Source organism: Lysobacter sp. HDW10, assembly GCF_011300685.1.
Lineage (GTDB): Bacteria > Pseudomonadota > Gammaproteobacteria > Xanthomonadales > Xanthomonadaceae > Solilutibacter.
Window position 1 is genome coordinate 891,614 of record NZ_CP049864.1, and the last position, 17,309, is coordinate 908,922.

The 17,309-nt window shown below is 55.5% G+C and carries 14 protein-coding genes; 5 read left to right on the forward strand and 9 right to left on the reverse strand.

Translation table 11 applies throughout. The annotated features are described in order from the left end of the window. Window positions 1–660 precede the first annotated feature (660 nt). The 4 genes from G7069_RS10610 to G7069_RS04330 all read right to left on the reverse strand — a co-directional run bounded on the left by G7069_RS10610 (window position 661) and on the right by G7069_RS04330 (window position 6,719). Window positions 661–2,391 carry a hypothetical protein gene (locus tag G7069_RS10610; protein ID WP_205758754.1) on the reverse strand — a complete coding sequence of 577 codons (1,731 nt, stop codon included), beginning with the start codon at window positions 2,389–2,391 and terminating at the stop codon, window positions 661–663. 555 nt (window positions 2,392–2,946) lie between these two features. Beyond that, a complete protein-coding gene (locus G7069_RS04320) occupies window positions 2,947–3,522 on the reverse strand; it encodes a hypothetical protein (RefSeq protein ID WP_166294647.1) in 576 nt (191 codons plus the stop codon). 638 nt (window positions 3,523–4,160) lie between these two features. Beyond that, window positions 4,161–5,288: an anhydro-N-acetylmuramic acid kinase gene (locus G7069_RS04325; protein WP_166294649.1), complete on the reverse strand. Its 1,128-nt coding sequence runs from the start codon at window positions 5,286–5,288 to the stop codon at window positions 4,161–4,163. Window positions 5,289–5,291: 3 nt separating this feature from the next. Next, window positions 5,292–6,719, reverse strand: a complete 1,428-nt coding sequence (locus tag G7069_RS04330; RefSeq protein WP_166294651.1) for a peptidoglycan DD-metalloendopeptidase family protein — start codon at window positions 6,717–6,719, stop codon at window positions 5,292–5,294. 179 nt (window positions 6,720–6,898) lie between these two features. Between G7069_RS04330 and tyrS the strand changes: the two genes are divergently transcribed. Beyond that, complete coding sequence (gene tyrS, locus G7069_RS04335; protein ID WP_166297513.1) at window positions 6,899–8,089, forward strand: tyrosine--tRNA ligase; 1,191 nt, start codon at window positions 6,899–6,901, stop codon at window positions 8,087–8,089. A gap of 51 nt (window positions 8,090–8,140) precedes the next feature. On the opposite strand, the gene G7069_RS04340 is transcribed toward tyrS, so the two are convergent. Beyond that, on the reverse strand, window positions 8,141–8,530 hold the full coding sequence (locus tag G7069_RS04340; protein ID WP_166294653.1) for an MAPEG family protein: 390 nt from the start codon (window positions 8,528–8,530) through the stop codon (window positions 8,141–8,143). A 57-nt stretch (window positions 8,531–8,587) separates the two neighbouring features. After that, window positions 8,588–9,271 carry a hypothetical protein gene (locus tag G7069_RS04345; RefSeq protein WP_166294655.1) on the reverse strand — a complete coding sequence of 228 codons (684 nt, stop codon included), beginning with the start codon at window positions 9,269–9,271 and terminating at the stop codon, window positions 8,588–8,590. Between the two features lie 50 nt (window positions 9,272–9,321). Here G7069_RS04345 and gpmI point away from each other — a divergent pair, with 50 nt between their 5' ends. Genes gpmI through G7069_RS04360 form a run of 3 tightly spaced genes read left to right on the forward strand, consistent with a single transcriptional unit; the run spans window position 9,322 to window position 13,504 of the window. Continuing rightward, the gene (gpmI, locus tag G7069_RS04350; RefSeq protein WP_166294657.1) at window positions 9,322–10,899 is read left to right on the forward strand and encodes a 2,3-bisphosphoglycerate-independent phosphoglycerate mutase; all 1,578 of its coding nucleotides are present in this window, start codon (window positions 9,322–9,324) and stop codon (window positions 10,897–10,899) included. Then, entirely contained in the window at window positions 10,899–12,161 is a 1,263-nt protein-coding gene (locus G7069_RS04355) for a peptidoglycan DD-metalloendopeptidase family protein (RefSeq protein WP_166294659.1), read from the forward strand. Before gpmI ends, G7069_RS04355 begins: the two co-directional genes overlap by 1 nt. Before the next feature lie 32 nt (window positions 12,162–12,193). Next, window positions 12,194–13,504, forward strand: coding sequence for a S41 family peptidase (locus G7069_RS04360; protein ID WP_166294662.1), 1,311 nt, complete (start codon window positions 12,194–12,196; stop codon window positions 13,502–13,504). On the opposite strand, the gene G7069_RS04365 is transcribed toward G7069_RS04360, so the two are convergent. Beyond that, on the reverse strand, window positions 13,505–14,197 hold the full coding sequence (locus G7069_RS04365; protein ID WP_166294664.1) for a rhomboid family intramembrane serine protease: 693 nt from the start codon (window positions 14,195–14,197) through the stop codon (window positions 13,505–13,507). 156 nt (window positions 14,198–14,353) lie between these two features. Here G7069_RS04365 and G7069_RS04370 point away from each other — a divergent pair, with 156 nt between their 5' ends. After that, entirely contained in the window at window positions 14,354–15,811 is a 1,458-nt protein-coding gene (locus G7069_RS04370; RefSeq protein ID WP_166294667.1) for an outer membrane protein transport protein, read from the forward strand. A gap of 70 nt (window positions 15,812–15,881) precedes the next feature. Here G7069_RS04370 and G7069_RS04375 read toward each other — a convergent pair whose 3' ends face one another. Both G7069_RS04375 and G7069_RS04380 read right to left on the reverse strand, forming a co-directional pair. Next, a complete protein-coding gene (locus G7069_RS04375; protein WP_166294669.1) occupies window positions 15,882–16,415 on the reverse strand; it encodes a GNAT family N-acetyltransferase in 534 nt (177 codons plus the stop codon). A gap of 15 nt (window positions 16,416–16,430) precedes the next feature. After that, on the reverse strand, window positions 16,431–17,291 hold the full coding sequence (locus G7069_RS04380; protein ID WP_166294671.1) for a GGDEF domain-containing protein: 861 nt from the start codon (window positions 17,289–17,291) through the stop codon (window positions 16,431–16,433). Between the last annotated feature and the right edge of the window lie 18 nt (window positions 17,292–17,309).

Genomic DNA, 17,309 nt, shown 5'->3' on the forward strand with positions numbered 1-17,309 from the left:
CCAAATGGCTGGTAACCGAACAGCCAGCCGGCAAGGATAGAAATGAGTCCACCGACAATCGCGTGCGCCAAATACATTAAACTTCCTCCGCCACGGCGATTCGATCATCTTTCCGAACTGTCGTCATCAAATTCTGAAGCATTGAGAGACTGATTGAACGTTGGCCATTCAGTTGCATGGCGCCCGAGCGGTTCCAAGGATGATCCCCTGGCCCATTATAAATCTCTGTAACTCCGCCTTTTCTATTCAGCTTAATAACAATCAGATGCACTGGCTGGTGACGTAAAGAGACTCGAGATCCTTGAGTAGTCTTGATCTCAACTTTCCTCCCGTCGCGCGCTAGAGCGTCATATCCACGTTCGGAATGACGCACTAAAGAAAGGCCGTATCGATGAGCGACTAAGACTTCACCAATGCTTCCAACTAGGTGCCCATCGGGAGTGAACTTTCGATCGAACAGCATTTCCAACCGAGCCACTAATTTGTATAGCTCTCCGATAAGAGCCGGCACCTGATCTATTGGTCGCTTCGGATTTTCCAATGTCTAATGCCTGAGTTAACCAGATCCGCGTAGTGTAGCTAATTGCTTGGCGAGGTTACCTTCCATGCAATCGACGGAACGGAGCGGGCTCGGTTTGAACGAATTGTTAGACGCCGCGTTCATCGTCCTAATGCGTTTAGTTCGTCTTTCAATGGAACGAGAGGGGAATATAGTCTATGAAATGCCTTGCCAATGGCGCCGGAGAAAAGCTCAAGAACTGGACGTTTGGTGCCGCTCTGTAGAATGTGACTTACAGCGATCCCTGGATATGGATCAATATAAAAAATACGCTTAATCCCGAGTTGATAAGCCTTTTTTGAACACAGTTCGCATGGAGCAGCTGTTGTGAACAAGAATCCGCCTTCAAGTGTGGCGCTGTGATGCCTAGCTGCCTGCAAGAAGGCGTTTTCCTCTGCATGTAAGGAGCGAGTGTGGACCTGATTCTTTTCCTTCCTTAGCGCGTTGTACTCTGCTTTGAAGCAAAAAGGTACGCTTCGTCCGCATGTCGTTAGGGTTGCGTAACCAGCGCTAGAATTTTGAAGCTGATCCTTAAAAGTGTCGCTCACCTCGTATTCACTGTACGCGGACAGATCTTGACCTAGCAGCAAGTCTGAACGACTTCGGAGATTGCAGGGAACTTGTCCAAGCGCAACATCGTTCCAGCCAAGAGATCGAATTGAGAAATCCGGCCCCGTTACGACCGCCCCAACTTGCCTTGATATACACCCCGAGTTTAACTTTGCGGTGTAAGCAACTTGCATGCAACGTTCAATGTGAGTGGGCGTTACTATTCCCGGTCTTCTTATCAGGCTCACAAATCTCAAGACCTGGGCGGACAGGGAGCTGAACTTAGCGGCTGCATTTTTTGCGTCTGGGTTGCTTACGTACAGGTCAGCACGCTGAAGGCAGCCCTGAATGTCTTGCACTGTGAAAAACTCTGGCTCGTCTAGGTCGTGAGGCTCATATTCGACCTTGTCCAAGTTTTCAATTTCTTCATCTGAAAATTTAAGTTTTCGTAGCCGGATTTTCCTCTGATCATCGGGAGCAGAAACAGCCATTAAAAAAAATGCCGCGTATCGATCTTGGAAGAAGATTGCTTCCAAGGGATTCCTAATTGCATCGATTACGATGAATGCTTCCTTCCCAACAGCTTTTTGGCAACGACGTACTATTTTTATCACGCTGTTAATCTTTTCTGCCAAGGTAAAGAACTGCCCTTCAACCAGGCTTTCATTAAACGGGTCACCAGACAGCCGAATGTTTGTGCCGACCTTCTGATAAAGTCGAACAAAGTCACTCTCTCCCAACTCGTCTCTGAGTCTATCAGCCAACGCAGGGAGTTCCTTCGAATAGAAGTCAACAGCAGATTGTGCTTTCTCTTGCTCGTTCGAGGCGGTAAGTTTTACTTTAGTCGAATCGATGCTCGCGTCCGAAATATGACTGACAAACTCCATTAACGATGAGTGCTTCTTGTATACACCCTCGAGGGCCCGAGTCATCGTGGACGCTTTGTCCGAATTAATTTCCAATGCGGACACGCTATAATCTTTCAGCGTTTCGATGTTTTCTGATAGCAGTAGTGTGATGATGCTCCTGACTTGTACGAGCAAAAAAGGCTTCCAGTTTTTTTCGATCCAGTTCCCGACAATTCTTTGCTTTCTTTTTTCATTATCAAGTTCTTCAATCCCTACGTGAAGGGAGTGCTTGATTGATTCATCGCAGAGAATTCTCGCGACGGTGCTGCAGCCACTACCGGTTCTACCTGTCAGTCCGATTACAACGAAGTCCTCCTCTCGGCCATAGAGCTTGTCCACAGCTGAACCGAGATACTTAGCATTAGAAGGTTTCACAGCTTCCCCCAGAAGAGTCGAAGTAATTGCAGCGGCGCATAACGCCTGAGTTAACCCGCGTGCCGTAGTCGTGCGGGACTGACGCTAGCGTAGCGCAAAGCCTCAGTCACGTGCCACGGAGGTATGTCGGGTTGAACGAACTGTTAGGCGCAGGATCCGACAATCTTCTCGCGGCTTCTCAACATGTCTTTTACAACCGAAGCCATTGCTTCATATCCAGATCTGGACTGAAGTTGACTCACCAACATCTCTGGGATGCTCACTAGTGGTTCGTCGCTATCGTCAAAGATACGAAGCCGTATGCGATGACTGTAGTCGTACACTTCCACTGCACAACGATGAGGGACGAACTCGGCTCGGAGAAGCGCTGCAAGTTCTTCTGGCGTCCGCGCTTTCGTGGCATCCATCGGCTCTATCCATAACTGGGTAGTTCAAGCTACACCCAATTACGGCCGAGAATAAAATGCTTTTTAATCAAGCGATGACAAGTTATGTCTTGGTGCCTAACGCCTGAATTAAGCCGGGTCGCGAAACGGCTTCGGCTTGAATGAATTGTTAGACCGCTGTCGAACGTATAAAAGGTGCGATCCAAGTGGCAAAAGCTACAACTGGTGCCGCCACGGCGAGAGCAAATGGCAGAAGGTGATCAGTGGCGTGAGTTGTGTTGATGCATGTAAAGACTGCTGATTTGATTACCCACCAAATCAGCCGAGCATTGGGTAATTGAATCTCCGAGCGCGGCACAACGTAACCTGTGACTGGATCATAGTATTGCAGTGCATAGACCCAGCTGAAAACCCCATGCTTTGTGATCTTGCGGTCAAAAAGTTGCCCGGACTCGTCCTGATACACAGCGAGGCCGACAAACTTGTTTGCATACGAGTCAAGGCATGCACTAAACGCCTCGCGCAGTTCCGGCTTGTTCTCAGCGCGCCAGTATTGGTAGTAGCGCAAAAAGAAGTAGGCCCACAAGAGCCATGCTAAGAAAATCAGAACACGGGGACTGCCAACAACTAGCTCTGTACCTAGGACGCTGACCTTGCCTATGGACACTTGAGCGAAATCGAAGACCAGAAGCCACAAACTCACAAGAATCAGATTTCGCCGTTGTCTGAGTAGGTCAGGATTCATGAGAGCGGCCTAACGCCTGAATTAAGCCGCGCCGCGAAGCGGCGTCGGCTTGAATGAATTGTTAGGTGCCAAGCTAGTCATTGCGAATACGCTGAGCCATTGGGAAAAAAACAATATTACGGAACCAACTACTAAGGAAGAATAAGTAGGTTACGCAAAAAAATCCGATGACAATTAAGATGACCTTGTGCCCTGTCAATCCATCAGCGTTGTCAATAAGCACAAGAACAGCAGCTATGCTGGCACCGTACACGGTATACAAGGCATTCATGGACTTGTCTCCGCGAGTTGCAGTTACAACGAGCCCAGACGATTTTTCCTTGCGCTTGTTATGAACATCCTTAACTAGCGAGAACAAGGAAGTCGCTACCAGGAATACCATTACTAAGAAAACGACAAGAACGTCAGAGTTGTCCATTGGCACCTAACCTCTATTTAGATCGAAACAATCGGTAAAAGCCGAAACCAATAAGAGTCCTTCCTTCAGGCGACTTCACGCTCTACTCACCCGTCATTGCTCTTGATTCAACCCTGCCCAAATCTATTTATACGACAACTTGCACAAAGTTCTGCGCAAAAACGAAAGTTGCAGCCTAACTCGATAACGACGACGCAAAGCGCAAGTCACGGCATCGCAATCACGCAAACGCAACAGTCCCCAACACTCGATACCCCTTCGCTCCGCTGACCGAAGGCAAATTCCCGGGTAGCCCAAGCAAAGTCTGACGCGCCAACCACGCAAATCCCATCGCCTCCACTTGATCTGGGTCGAGACCATGTGCTGCCGTCGATTCCACCTTCGTCTTATCCATGGTCTTCTGCAGCGCTGACATCAGGCTCGCGTTATGCACACCACCACCGCAAACCAAAAGACGCGCCGTATCCGGTTGTGTGGCTGCAATGGCGTCCGCTACCGTTTGAACAGTTAGCGCCAACAAAGTTGCTTGAACATCTTCCGGCCGCAAATCATCCTGCAAATGCGACTTCACCCATTCAAGGTGAAACTGCTCACGCCCGGAGCTCTTAGGCGGCGGCGCCTTAAACCAAGGATCAGACAAAAGGCGTGCCAGCAACGCTTCATTGATCTCGCCGGTAGCGCCCCACTTTCCGCCTGCATCAAATGCCACACCAGTGTGCTGAGAACACCACGCATCCATCAACGCGTTCGCAGGCCCGGTATCAAATCCACGCACCTCACCTTTTGCCGGCAGCAAAGTGATATTCGCAATACCGCCCAAGTTCAAAACCACACGATTCTCGGTTGCCGAATGCAGCAAGGCCTGGTGCAAAGCGGGCAGCAACGGCGCACCATGCCCGCCCGCAGCCACATCGCGCCGCCTGAAATCACTCACCGTCGTAATGCCAGTCCGTTCGGCAACCAAATTGCCATCGCCAATCTGCAGGGTAAAAGGAAACTTCCCATCCCCCGCCGCGCCATAAGGCCGGTGCCGAATGGTCTGCCCGTGCGAACCAATCGCACGCACATCTTTGATATCGACATTCGCACCACGCAGCAAGGTCAGTGCGGCGTCCGCAAACTGCTCACCCACCTGTATATCCAAGGTGCCGTACTCCTCGAGGGAGTTCAGCGGGCCGCCTTGTCCAAGGGCAATCAATCGGGTACGCAGGGCCTCGGGCCATGGGTGCGCATGTGACGCCACCATCGAAACAGATTCGTCGGCCCCAAAACGCACGAGCGCCGCGTCAATGCCGTCGGCGCTCGTTCCGGAAATCAGTCCGATGTACAGGCCTTCAGCCTGAGTCATGTGTTATCCCTTGCTGGGCTGTTTTGCAGCGGTAGTGCTTGCTACCACCACTTTAGCCGAACCCGGGTAAATGATCTTCTCGACCGTGCGGATCTTATCCATCGCACGGCGGGTTTCAGAACGGAAGGCGACGAGGTCGCTGCCGGACAACGGTGCCGGCGGTGCCATCGTGACTTTCAAAGGATTGCGATACACGCCATTGACGCGGAATTCGTAATGCAAATGCGGGCCCGTCGATAAGCCCGTGCTACCCACATAGCCAATCACCGTGCCTTGGCTGATACGTTGGCCCACGCGGATTTTTGCAAAGCGCGACATATGCGCATAGAAGGTCGTTTGTCCGCTGCCGTGGTCAAGCTCCACCACGTTGCCGTAGCCACGCCCACGTCCCACAAACTTAACGCGCGCGTCGCCAGCCGCCATGATCGGCGTGCCTGTTGAGGCTGCGTAGTCCACACCCTTATGCATACGCGTGATGCCCAAGATCGGGTGACGACGTCCGCCAAAGCCCGAGCTCAAACGCGCATAAGGAATCGGCATCCGAATAAACGGGCGCTTCAAAGCGCGACCTTCCGCGCTGAAGTACTCAGCCTTGCCGCCACGCACGTGACGGAAGCCGGTATGCAATTCGTGACCAACGGTGAACGAGGCCGCCAACACGGGGCTTGTTTCAACCAGCTGGCCATTCTTCCAAGTCTGATCCACCACCACACTGAAGCGGTCTTTGGCGTTCAGATCGGAATCAAAGTCGATGTCGTACTTGAAGATGTCATCCGTCATCTCTGCGATGTTCTGGCGCGTCAGACCGGCCTTACGTGCAGAGGACATCAAGTCGCGACCCACCGTGCCCGACAACACCACGGTGCGTGTTTCTTCTTTGGCTTCCAAGGTCTTGACCACGAAGCCTTCGCCTTTGCGCACCAATTCCACTTCGCCTTCGCTACGTGGGAAGCGCACGGCTTGCAGTGCATTGGCGCCATTCGCCATCACTGAAATCTCGGTGCCCGATGACAACTTCGACAATTCTTTGCGCGTTTCCGGATGACGGGTGAACGCTTGCACGTCGTTCTTGGTGAATCCCAAAGAAGACAGCAGGGCAGAGAGGGTTTCGCCCTTGCGCAAATTGACGCGTTGCCACTGGCCTGCGTCGGGGCGGTTGGCCTCTTCATCCGCGCTCGGCAATGCGAGCGGAATACTTAAAGAGAGTGCGGAAGATTTCAGTTGGCTGCCCGCGGGGCCGACGGCCTGCTCCATGCCGGGCACCAAGGCGGCGGCCAGCAATGCGATGGAGGCCAGTACGCTGGCCTGCGCCCATTGGCGACGGCTCCAACGGCCTTCAGGCAATTTGGAGGCTACAAAACGTGTGAGAGCAACTTCACGAAGGGCGCGAAGTCGGGTTTGGCGCGCAGTGTCTTGATGAACGTTCTTCATTCAGGAGTGTCAGCATCGCGTGAAGGCCTTATGACGGGCTAACATAGGGAGCTGAACGAGATGCGTCAACTCCATGATTCTGAATGGGTTTTCGTGTTTTTCTCAAATTTTGGGCCCAACGGGTCTGCATCCCCAGAACCACAACGTATTCAGGAAATAGAGTGACAGCTGAATCTGCCATGGAGATCATCGGCCGCGGCGCCGATGAAGTGCTGAAACGCGACGAGTTGGAAGTGCGCCTGAAAGAAGGGCGTCCGCTCCGCATCAAGGCCGGCTTCGACCCCACCGCGCCCGATTTGCACCTCGGCCACACCGTGTTGCTAAACAAGATGCGTCAGTTCCAAGACCTGGGCCATCAAGTCATCTTCTTGATCGGTGATTTCACCGGCATGATCGGCGACCCCACCGGCAAGAACGTCACACGCAAACCGCTCACCCGCGAAGACGTGTTGGCGAATGCCGAGACCTATGCCAAACAAGTCTTCAAAGTGCTCGATCGCGAACGCACCGAAGTGCGCTTCAACAGCGAGTGGTTCGACAAGATGTCGTCAGCCGACATGATCAAGTTGGCGTCGCAGCACACCGTGGCGCGCATGTTGGAACGCGACGATTTCTCCAAGCGCTTTGCCGGGCAACAACCCATTGCCATCCACGAATTCTTGTACCCGCTGGTGCAGGGCTACGATTCAGTGGCTCTGGAATGCGACGTCGAACTCGGCGGCACCGATCAAAAGTTCAACTTGCTGATGGGTCGTGGCCTGCAAGAAGCACATGGCCAAAAGCCGCAAATTGTTTTGACCATGCCATTGCTCGAGGGCTTGGACGGCGTCAATAAGATGTCGAAGTCACTGGGCAACTACATCGGCATTGACGAGCCTGCCATCGACATCGTCACCAAGACCATGAAGATCGGTGACGATCTGATGTGGAAATGGATCAACTTGCTGAGCTTCGACATCTCAATTGAAGATGCACGCAGGTTGCGTGGTGAGATCGAATCAGGTCAATTGAATCCGCGCGATCTGAAATTGCGTTTGGCGCGCGAACTGGCGACGCGCTTCCATTCTGCAGAAGAAGCCGAACGTGCTGTCGACGGGTGGCAAGCCGCGGTACGTGGCGAAGGCAGTCTGGACAACATTCCTTTGCAAGAAATTGCAGTCCCTGCCGAAGGCCTGCGTATCGCAGGCTTGTTAACCGCCGCAGGCATCACGCCGAGCAACGCCGAAGCCAACCGCAAGCTCAAAGAACGCGCGGTGCGCGTCAACGGCGAAGTGTTCGAAGATGGGAGTCAACTGTTTGCGCCGGGTTTCGAAGGCATGTTGGCCGTCGGCAAGCGCAACTTTGCGCGCGTGAAGCTTATTGCGCTGTAAACAAAAATCGCCGGGCGAATAACGCGCCCGGCGATCTAAATTGCGCTGGGTTCACATGATCATCGTGATCGCGCGAACCACCAAGAACACCACACAGACAAACCCACCCAGCCACATCAAGCTGCGCAACTGGTGTTTGTTGCTGATGTAAAAGACGCCGTGCAACACACGAAACACGATAAAGGCCACGGAAGCCAAGGTGATGTGCATGGGATCCACTTGCGCTAGCTGCGCCATCAGCACGCCGGCAATGAAGCCGGGTAAGGCTTCGAAGGCATTGAGTTGTGCGGCGTTTGCACGATGCGCTTTGGCATCCGTTTGTTTGCTGAGCCAACCTCGTGGGTCGCGGTTGTCGTAGCGCTGACCGGAGGCCTTGGCGATCATGACCCAAACGTAGGGCAGGAACAGCGCGATCAGAATGCAGAGATAAGCGATTTTCATGGGCGGATTCCTAAGGAGTCCGCCCATACTAGCGCGGCTTATGCCGCGCGTAGGCGATCAGTTTGCGGGGGCAGACGGGGTGCTGAAGCTGATGGCCTTGGCGCCGACGATGTTGCCGACTTTGGCGCTGCTGTGCACATACAACTTCACTTCGCGCTCAAAGCGCAGCTCGCCTTCAATCACGGCATTCGGTCCGACGATGATGCGCGGGATGCGGTTCGGGCCAATCGAAATCGGCAGAACGCTGTTGTTAGTCGGCTTTTTCACGATGAGCTTGCCTTTCACATGCGAGCCAATGCCGACCGTCACGTCACCATTCACGGTGGCGACGTCGCCGTCCACTTCGGTGCGCACCAAGCCGATGCCGCCGTTGACGGTGGCCACGTCACCGGACACAACGCTGTGATCAGCAATGAAGATGGAACCGTTGACCGTGGTGACATCGCTGCTGACGCGTGCGGCGCCGCCGAGTTTGATCGAGCCGTTCACCGTGCTGATGTCTTTTGAAGAGACATTGCTGCCGGTTTCAATGTCTCCATTGACGGTAGAAATGTCGGCGGCCTTGGATTTGTCACCCAGGGTGATGCTGCCGTTGACGGTGCTGACGTCTGCGCGCGCTTCGCCGGTGCCGACATTGATCGAACCGTTCACTTTGCTGACGTCTTGCTGTGCGAAGGCGGTCCCTGTGCCGGCCAGAAGCAACACGGAGAGACCGACGGAGAGTTTCGAGAATTTCGACATGTTGGGCGTCCAACGAGGGGTTGAAAGTATGTTGCGACGCCTTCGCTACAATGGCACGGGTCATTCGTCATAGGTCTTTGGTCGTGCATTCAGGCAGCAGTTCAACTCGTCCGAGTCCCGTGGTTTTGTTGATTTTGGATGGCTGGGGCTATCGCGAAGACCCTACCGACAACGCTTTGGCATTGGCCGACACGCCGAACTGGCGTGCGTTGTGGCAGTCGCGCCCGCACACATTGATCCACACGGAAGGCATGCACGTGGGCCTGCCGGATGGGCAAATGGGCAATTCAGAAGTCGGCCACATGAATCTCGGCGCGGGACGCGTCGTCTATCAAGATCTCACGCGTGTTGATGCCGCCATCGCCGATGGTGAATTTTTCACCAACGCAGCTTTGCTGCACGCGTGCGAGCTTGCGCGCGAAAACACACGTACCTTGCACGTCATGGGCTTGCTCTCGCCGGGTGGCGTGCACAGCCATGAAGCGCATATCTTCGCGATGCTTGAGCTCGCGAAGCGACAAGGCGTGCAGCGTGTTGCAGTGCATGCCTTCTTGGATGGTCGTGATATGCCGCCGCGCTCCGCAGAACCGAGCTTGCGTGCACTTCAAACCGTTTGTGCGCGATTGGGCAATGCACATATTGCGTCTGTATCGGGTCGTTACTTTGCGATGGACCGTGACAAGCGTTGGGACCGCGTGCAAGACGCATGGAATGCCATGGTCGAAGCGCGCGCCGACTACGCGGCACCAAATGGCGTTGTTGCGTTGGAAGAAGCCTATGCGCGTGACGAGAACGACGAGTTCGTCAAACCCACCGTGATTGCCGGTGCAACGCCGATGCAAGATGGCGACGTGGTGGTCTTCATGAATTTCCGTGCCGACCGTGCGCGTCAATTGACCGCGGCATTTGTGGAACCCGGTTTCGACGGCTTCATCGCACGTCGACCCGCACTGGCCGATTTTGTGTGCTTGACCGAGTTCGATGCCAACCTGCCGGCGACTGTGGCTTATGGCGCAGAGAACCTAAACAACACCTTGGGTGAAGTGCTTGCCCACAATCACTTGAGCCAGTTACGCATTGCAGAAACCGAGAAGTACGCGCACGTCACGTTCTTCTTCAGCGGGGGTCGTGAAGCCTTGTATGAAGGCGAAGCACGCGCGCTGATCCCAAGCCCGAAAGTGGCCACCTATGATCTGCAGCCTGAAATGAGCTGCCCGGAGCTGACAGCGCAGTTGGTGGATGCAATTCAAAAGCAATCGTACGACGTCATCATTTGCAATATTGCGAATCCCGATATGGTCGGCCACACCGGCATTCTTGAAGCGGCCATCCGGGCGGCAGAAGCCGTTGATGTCGCAATTGGTGCCGTGTCAGAGGCTGTGCAATCTGTCGGTGGTGCATTGCTGATCACAGCGGATCACGGCAATCTTGAATTGATGCGTGATCCGATCACAGGACAGCCCCATACCTCGCACACCATCGGACCCGTGCCGTTGATCTACGTGGGCACGCGCGCCGTCAACCTGCGCAGCGGTGGTGCATTGCGCGATGTCGCGCCGACGATGCTCGATCTGCTGGGTGTCGATAAGCCCGCTGAAATGAGCGGCCAATCCTTGTTGGTCCCGTAATGCGAAACGCTGCGCTCTTCATTGCGGCACTGCTCACGCTGACAGGTGCGGCCACTGCACAGCAGAGCCAAAAAGAAGCCGAAAAGAAGTTGCGCGCGTTGCGCGGTGAAATCAAGACCGTCAAGAAAGAAAAGGCGGTCATCGACAACAAGCGCGAAGATGCCACGGTCAAATTGAAAGAGGCCGATGAGAAGGTCAACTCAAGTGCCCGGCAACTCGCAGGGACGCAAGACGCGTTGGCGCGCGAAACCAAGAACATCGACGAACTGCAAGCCCGTCAAGACGTGCTCGAGAAATCCTTGGCGTCGCAAAAAGTGAACTTGGCGAAGTTGGTCAAGGGCGCGTATATGACAGGTAGCGATGCGCCCTTGAAAGTATTGCTGTCGCAAGACCGCGTCACCGAAGGTCAGCGCGTCTTGGTGCAGTATCAAATTCTGCAGCGCGATCGCAATGCCAAGATCCAAGCGATCAATTCAGACCTGCGTGAGCTGGTCGCCGTGCGCCAAGCGATCGAACAAAAACAAGTCGCTTTGGTCAACACGCAAGCGTTGCAAAAGCGAAACTTGAGCGACTTGCAACGTGAGCGCATCGCGCGCGATGCCCTGGTCGCACAACTCAACACGCAGTTCCAAGCCAAAGAGGTGCGCGAGAAGGCCCTTGGTAAAGACGCGAAGTCGCTGGAACGACTACTTGCCAATCTGCGCGCGGCCGCAGCGCGCGAAGCTGCGCGCAAGAAAGCGGCGGCAGAAGAAGCACGTCGCGTCGCAGCGGCCGAAGCCGCCAAACGCGAGAAAGCCTATGAAGCGCGCGCCCGCGAGGCAGCCAAACGCGGCGCGCCACCGCCGCCGAAGCCTAAGGCTGTGGAAGTCGCCGTTGCGCCGCGCGCCGCCATCATGAAAGTCGGCGGCCTCGGTTGGCCGGTGTCAGGTTCACTTTTGGAAGCGTATGGCGGTGATAACAACGGCTTGTTGATTGCAGCGCCCGCAGGTACAGCGGTGCATGCCGTCGCTGACGGCAAGGTCGTTTTCGCCGAGTGGATGAACGGCTACGGTCTGATTTCAATCATCGACCATGGCAATGGCTATATGAGTTTGTACGCGCACAACGAAGCCTTGCTGAAGGATGTGGGCGCGGTCGTGAACAAGGGCGATGCGGTTTCAACCGTCGGCAACTCGGGCGGCGCCAATCAGCCTGCACTTTATTTTGAATTGCGCCGGAACGGACAGCCGGTCAATCCTGCCGTGTGGTTGCAGAAACGCTAGTCTGTTCCGGAACACTCATTCACGGAGTTCGTATGCGTCTTGCTGTTGTGTTGGCCGGTTTGATTTCGTTGGCACCGTGCAGTGTATGGGCGCAGCAAGCGCCTGCCGCGGCGCCTGATACCAACGAAGTCGAAGCGCCCGCAGAAAAGGAATCCACCGACAGCAAGGCCGTGCCCTTGGAAGAGATTCGTCACTTCGTGATGATCTACAACGCGATTCGCGAAGCCTATGTCGAACCGAAGACCGACACACAGTTGATGCACTCGGCAGTGCGCGGACTCATGTTCGATCTCGATCCGCACAGCGTGTACTTCGATCGCGATGACGCAGAGCGCTTCGATACCAGCACTGAAGGTCAGTACGAAGGGCTCGGTGTGGAAGTGCAACAACAACCCGGTCAGATGTTGAAGATCATCTCGCCGATGGAAGGCGGCCCGGCAGCACGGGCAGGACTCAAATCGGGTGATTTGATTATTGCGGTCGACGGCAAACCGATCAGTTCAGATAACGGCAATCGCGCACTGCGCGGCAAGGCCGGGACTGCGGTCAAGCTCACCATTCGTCGCGGCAAAGAAAAGCCGTTTGACGTTTCCGTCATGCGCGAAAAGATCATCGTGCCGAGTGTTGCGAAACGGATGCTTGAGCCGGGCTTCGGCTTGGTGCGCGTGTCGGGCTTTCAAGCCACAACCGCCAAGGAATTCGATGATGCAATCGCTTCCCTCAAGACGAGCAATGGCGGGCAACTTCGTGGGCTCGTGATCGATCTACGCAGCAATCCCGGCGGTCTGTTGAATGCCGCCGTTGAGATGAGCGATGACCTGATGAATGCCGGCACGATCGTCAGCACACGCGGTCGCGCAAAGAGTGGTGACACCGTCTATACCGCACATGCGGGTGATGTATTGAATGGCGCGCCAGTGGTTGTGTTGGTCGACGTGGGCTCTGCCAGCGCATCCGAAGTGTTGGCAGGTGCGCTGCAAGACTCAGGTCGTGCACGCGTCGTCGGGAGTCTGACTTTCGGCAAGGGTTCAGTGCAAAGCGTGTTGCCTTTGGATAACGGTGATGCAGTTAAGTTGACCACCGCGCGCTACTACACGCCGAAGAACCGTTCGATCCAAGGCGTAGGCATCGTGCCGGATGTATTGATCAAGTCCGACGGAAAGACGCGCAATGTCACGTACAACGAAGCCTCGCTGCTCGGTCATCTACGCGGTGAAAACGAAATGGCCGGCGAAACAGGTGGCGAAGTATTGACCGGTGAGATGCCTGTGACCGCAGCCTTGTCGGAACTGAAACGCATGGCCGGTGTGACCACACCGGTTGCAAAACCAAAAGCGAAGTAATCAGTAGCCCGCGCGTCGCCGCAGGCGTTTGCCGATGGCATTGCGTTGTGCCCAAGCAAACAGAATGCCGAAGATGAGACCTGCCGCGTGGGCCACCCACGCGACCTCACCAAATGCCGGGCCGATATAGGCAAAGACCACTTGCAAGATCGCCCAAGCACCGATCAGCACATACGCCGGTGCGCGAATGAATTGCATATAGGCACCCAAGGGCACCACGACGCCTAAGCGCGCATTCGGGAACAAGGCCAAGTACGCGCCCATCATGGCGGCAACTGCGCCACTCGACCCGACCAAGGGTCGAATAGAGGGGCCCAAAGTGAGCGCGGCAAAATAATTGGCCACAGCGCCCCCGAGCAAAAACAACACCAACAAGCGTCGGCTACCGATCAGGCGCTCGGCTGGCAGCCCGAAAATCAGCAAAAAGATCAGGTTTCCGAGCAGGTGCGCCCAATCTGCGTGCAGAAACAGCGCAGTCAATAGGTGCAGTGCAGCATCGGCGATGGCTCTTGGGCCCAAAGAGATGGCCGCAAACACGTCGGAAGGCAGTGTGCCCCACCGCGAGAGCAAGGCATGGGATTCGGCCGCAGGACGCATCCAAACCCATAAGAATGCGGCTGCGAGCAAGATCGCCAACAAAGGCGATGCCCAGCGAACAGTCGGTTTCTGGCGGCGGGGTACGGAAATAAACATCAGGGCGTCCCGAATTCGTGTGACCACTTTAGCAACAGGAAAAAGCCTTGTTACCAAAAGGTTAAAAGGTGGTTATAGTCGGATACGCTACCGCGTGGTACTGAGAAGACCCACGCAGTCCACCTGAATTTGGTTCCATCCTGGAGAAGGTATTAAATGAAACACACCACCCGCAATACCCGTTTTTCGATGATTGCCGTCGCCGTTGTCGGCGCCTTGGTTGCTGGCAACGCTGCCGCTTCCGGCTTTCAGATCCGTGAAAACAGCACGAAGAACGTTGGCCGCGCGCTGACGGGCACCGCCGTTGCCAAGGATGGTTCGTCTGTTCTGAACAATCCGGCTGCGATGACCCACTTCAAATCGACCAACCTCCAACTCGACGTTGCCGGTATCGACCTTGATGCAACGTTCACCGGTACGGGCTACTTCAAGCCGACCGCGACCACCGAAGTGTCGGTTGGTGGTGGCAATGGTGGCGACCCGGGCGAACTGACCGCAGTGCCGGCCATGTCGTTGATCGTGCCGTTGAAGGGCAGCCTTGAAAATGTGCGCATCGGTGCATCTGTCACCGCGCCGTTCGGTTTGAAGACCGAATACGAAAACGGCTGGATGGGTCGTTACAACGCCACCATCTCCGACGTGAAGACCGTTGACTTGACCTTGTCGGTCGGCGTCGAATTCTCCGACAAAGTGTCGGTCGGTGCAGGCGTGATCTTCCAACGTGCTGAAGTTGAACTTGGCCGTAACATCCCGATGAACTTGATCATCAGTGGCTTGCCGGCACCGTTGAACGCACCGGTGGGCGATGGCAACTTCACCATCACGGGCAAAGACAACGCCGTTGGTTTCGTCGCCGGCATCATGCTGCGTCCGACCGACAAGTTGACGATCGGTTATTCGCATCGCACCGAAATCAAGCACAAGTTCACCGGCACCGCTGACTTCACCATGCCGAACGCATTCACGGCACGTCAGCCGGGCCTGCAAACCTTGTCGGCAAATGCCGCTGCCGCAGCTGCCAATACCTCATTGCCGCCTGCAACCCGTGCCACCTACGCCGCGCAAGCAGCGCAATTGGGCGCATTGGGCTATGGCTTCCAAGACGGTGAAGGCTACTCCGAACTCACCACGCCGGCCGTTGATACCGTCAGCGTTGCATGGGGCATCAATGACCGCATGACCTTGTACGGTGAATTGCAACGTACCGGTTGGGAATCGCTGCAAAACGTGACCGTTGGTTTCGCAAACCGTTACCAAGCCACCAGCGTTGAACAGTTCAACTGGAAAGACTCCTGGTACTACGGTATCGGCGCCGATTTCAAATTGAATGACGCCTTCACGTTGCGCGCCGGTGTTGGTTACGACGAAACGCCGACCAACGACGCAGATCGCACCCCGCGTCTGCCCGACAACAACCGCAACATCTTCACCGCCGGCGGTTCTTGGAACGTCTCGCAAAATATCAGCATCGATTTTGCTTATATGCGCGTCAACGTGAAGAAGACCCCGGTCAACTTGGCACCGAACGCAGCTGAAGGCCGTTACACCGGTCTGCGCGGTCAGTTTTCTGGTCACGCCGATGTGTTCAGCGTGGGCGGTAGCTACTCGTTCTGATCCACAGCAACACGCTTTGAAAAAATGCCCGCCAAATGCGGGCATTTTTTTGTCTGTTGGAAAGCAGTGCTCAGCGCGGCATGCGATAACGACGCTTGGCGTGCAAAGACAAAGGACCCGCATAGGTGTCGAGATACTGCCCGCCGCATTTTTCGATCACCCCTTGTGAGGCGATATTGCCGACGTCGCAGGTGACGATGAGGTTTTCGATAGCGTGCAACCGCGATGCGCGCGCGACCGCGTGCTTGAGCAGACGGGAGGCGACGCCCTTGCGTCGAAACGCGGGCAAGACGCCATAGCCGACGTGGCCTGCATAGGCTTCAAGCTCGGGCGTCAAACGGTGGCGCAAGCTGTAGCGGCCAATCAGTTCAGGGCCGAAAAATGCGAACAGAAGCGTCGAAGGCACTTCGTATGCCTGCAAATCTATGCCTGCTTCGCGTTGCGCCAAGCGCGTCAAGTAATCGTCGAGATGCATGCCAGGCACCCACCACTGGAAGAACGTGGGATTGTCGGCCGGTACGTTTTGTTTGGCGCGTTCGAACGCGGCACTGTCCTGGCGTGTCAGCGGACGTATGTCGATGTCGAGGCCGGCGGCTGTGGTCATTGCGTCCTCGATATCTCAGAACACTTCATTTGCCGAGACATGACGGAACGTCGTCCGCGCTTTGCCGTCGTATTTTGCTTTGTACATCAACGCGTCGGCGGCGCCGATTGCCTTGGAGACTTCCGCAGGAGGCGCGTCAAAGGTCAAGACGCCCATGCTGAACCCGATGCCGTGGGTCTGCGCGAGTCCGCTGGCGTCAAACGCCTTGCGCACGCGCGCGTCATAGGCACGCGCCGCTGCGTCACCTGCGTCTACCAACACCACCATGAATTCATCGCCGCCCATACGCGCCACGACATCCGCAGTGCGAGACGCATCGCCGAGCACGTGCGCAAACGCGCGCAGCACGTCGTCGCCGACGGCGTGGCCTTTGGAATCGTTCACATGCTTGAAGCCATCCAAATCGATGACCGCAATCGACAGCGGGCATTGACGTCGCACGGCGAGCGCGCGCACGACATCGTACTTACTGCGAAACGCGCGCGCGTTATTCAGTTGTGTCAGGCCATCGCGCATCGCAATGGCGGAGAGCGCAGACATAGATCTCCGCACGGTGATGATCAAGTTCGCGACAATCGCGAAGGTCGCCAAGCGCAGCAATGCATTCCAATAGGGTGCGAGCAAGCTCGTATATTCACGACCCGACAATTGCTCACACATCAGCCAACATAGGGTTGAGAGCAAAACCACAACCACCGAGAGATGACGCGTTTTGTACCAGCAGGCAATGCCAATCGGCACGAGGTACAAAGTGAAGCTAGAGAATTCGGTGCCCGTGAAGTAGTCCACGAGCGTAATGACCACAAGCGTCGCGAAGATCGCCAAGTATGGGACGGCAGAATGCCGGCGCAGCAAATGGTCTAGACCGGTAAACATCGGCGCAGGGTATCACCG

Coding starts and splice junctions, on each gene's coding strand:
- G7069_RS04320 (WP_166294647.1), bottom strand. CDS start 3,522: ATGAATCCTGACCTACTCAGACAACGGCGAAATCTGATTCTTGTGAGT.
- G7069_RS04325 (WP_166294649.1), bottom strand. CDS start 5,288: ATGACTCAGGCTGAAGGCCTGTACATCGGACTGATTTCCGGAACGAGC.
- G7069_RS04330 (WP_166294651.1), bottom strand. CDS start 6,719: ATGAAGAACGTTCATCAAGACACTGCGCGCCAAACCCGACTTCGCGCC.
- tyrS (WP_166297513.1), top strand. CDS start 6,899: ATGGAGATCATCGGCCGCGGCGCCGATGAAGTGCTGAAACGCGACGAG.
- G7069_RS04340 (WP_166294653.1), bottom strand. CDS start 8,530: ATGAAAATCGCTTATCTCTGCATTCTGATCGCGCTGTTCCTGCCCTAC.
- G7069_RS04345 (WP_166294655.1), bottom strand. CDS start 9,271: ATGTCGAAATTCTCGAAACTCTCCGTCGGTCTCTCCGTGTTGCTTCTG.
- gpmI (WP_166294657.1), top strand. CDS start 9,322: ATGGCACGGGTCATTCGTCATAGGTCTTTGGTCGTGCATTCAGGCAGC.
- G7069_RS04355 (WP_166294659.1), top strand. CDS start 10,899: ATGCGAAACGCTGCGCTCTTCATTGCGGCACTGCTCACGCTGACAGGT.
- G7069_RS04360 (WP_166294662.1), top strand. CDS start 12,194: ATGCGTCTTGCTGTTGTGTTGGCCGGTTTGATTTCGTTGGCACCGTGC.
- G7069_RS04365 (WP_166294664.1), bottom strand. CDS start 14,197: ATGTTTATTTCCGTACCCCGCCGCCAGAAACCGACTGTTCGCTGGGCA.
- G7069_RS04370 (WP_166294667.1), top strand. CDS start 14,354: ATGAAACACACCACCCGCAATACCCGTTTTTCGATGATTGCCGTCGCC.
- G7069_RS04375 (WP_166294669.1), bottom strand. CDS start 16,415: ATGACCACAGCCGCCGGCCTCGACATCGACATACGTCCGCTGACACGC.
- G7069_RS04380 (WP_166294671.1), bottom strand. CDS start 17,291: ATGTTTACCGGTCTAGACCATTTGCTGCGCCGGCATTCTGCCGTCCCA.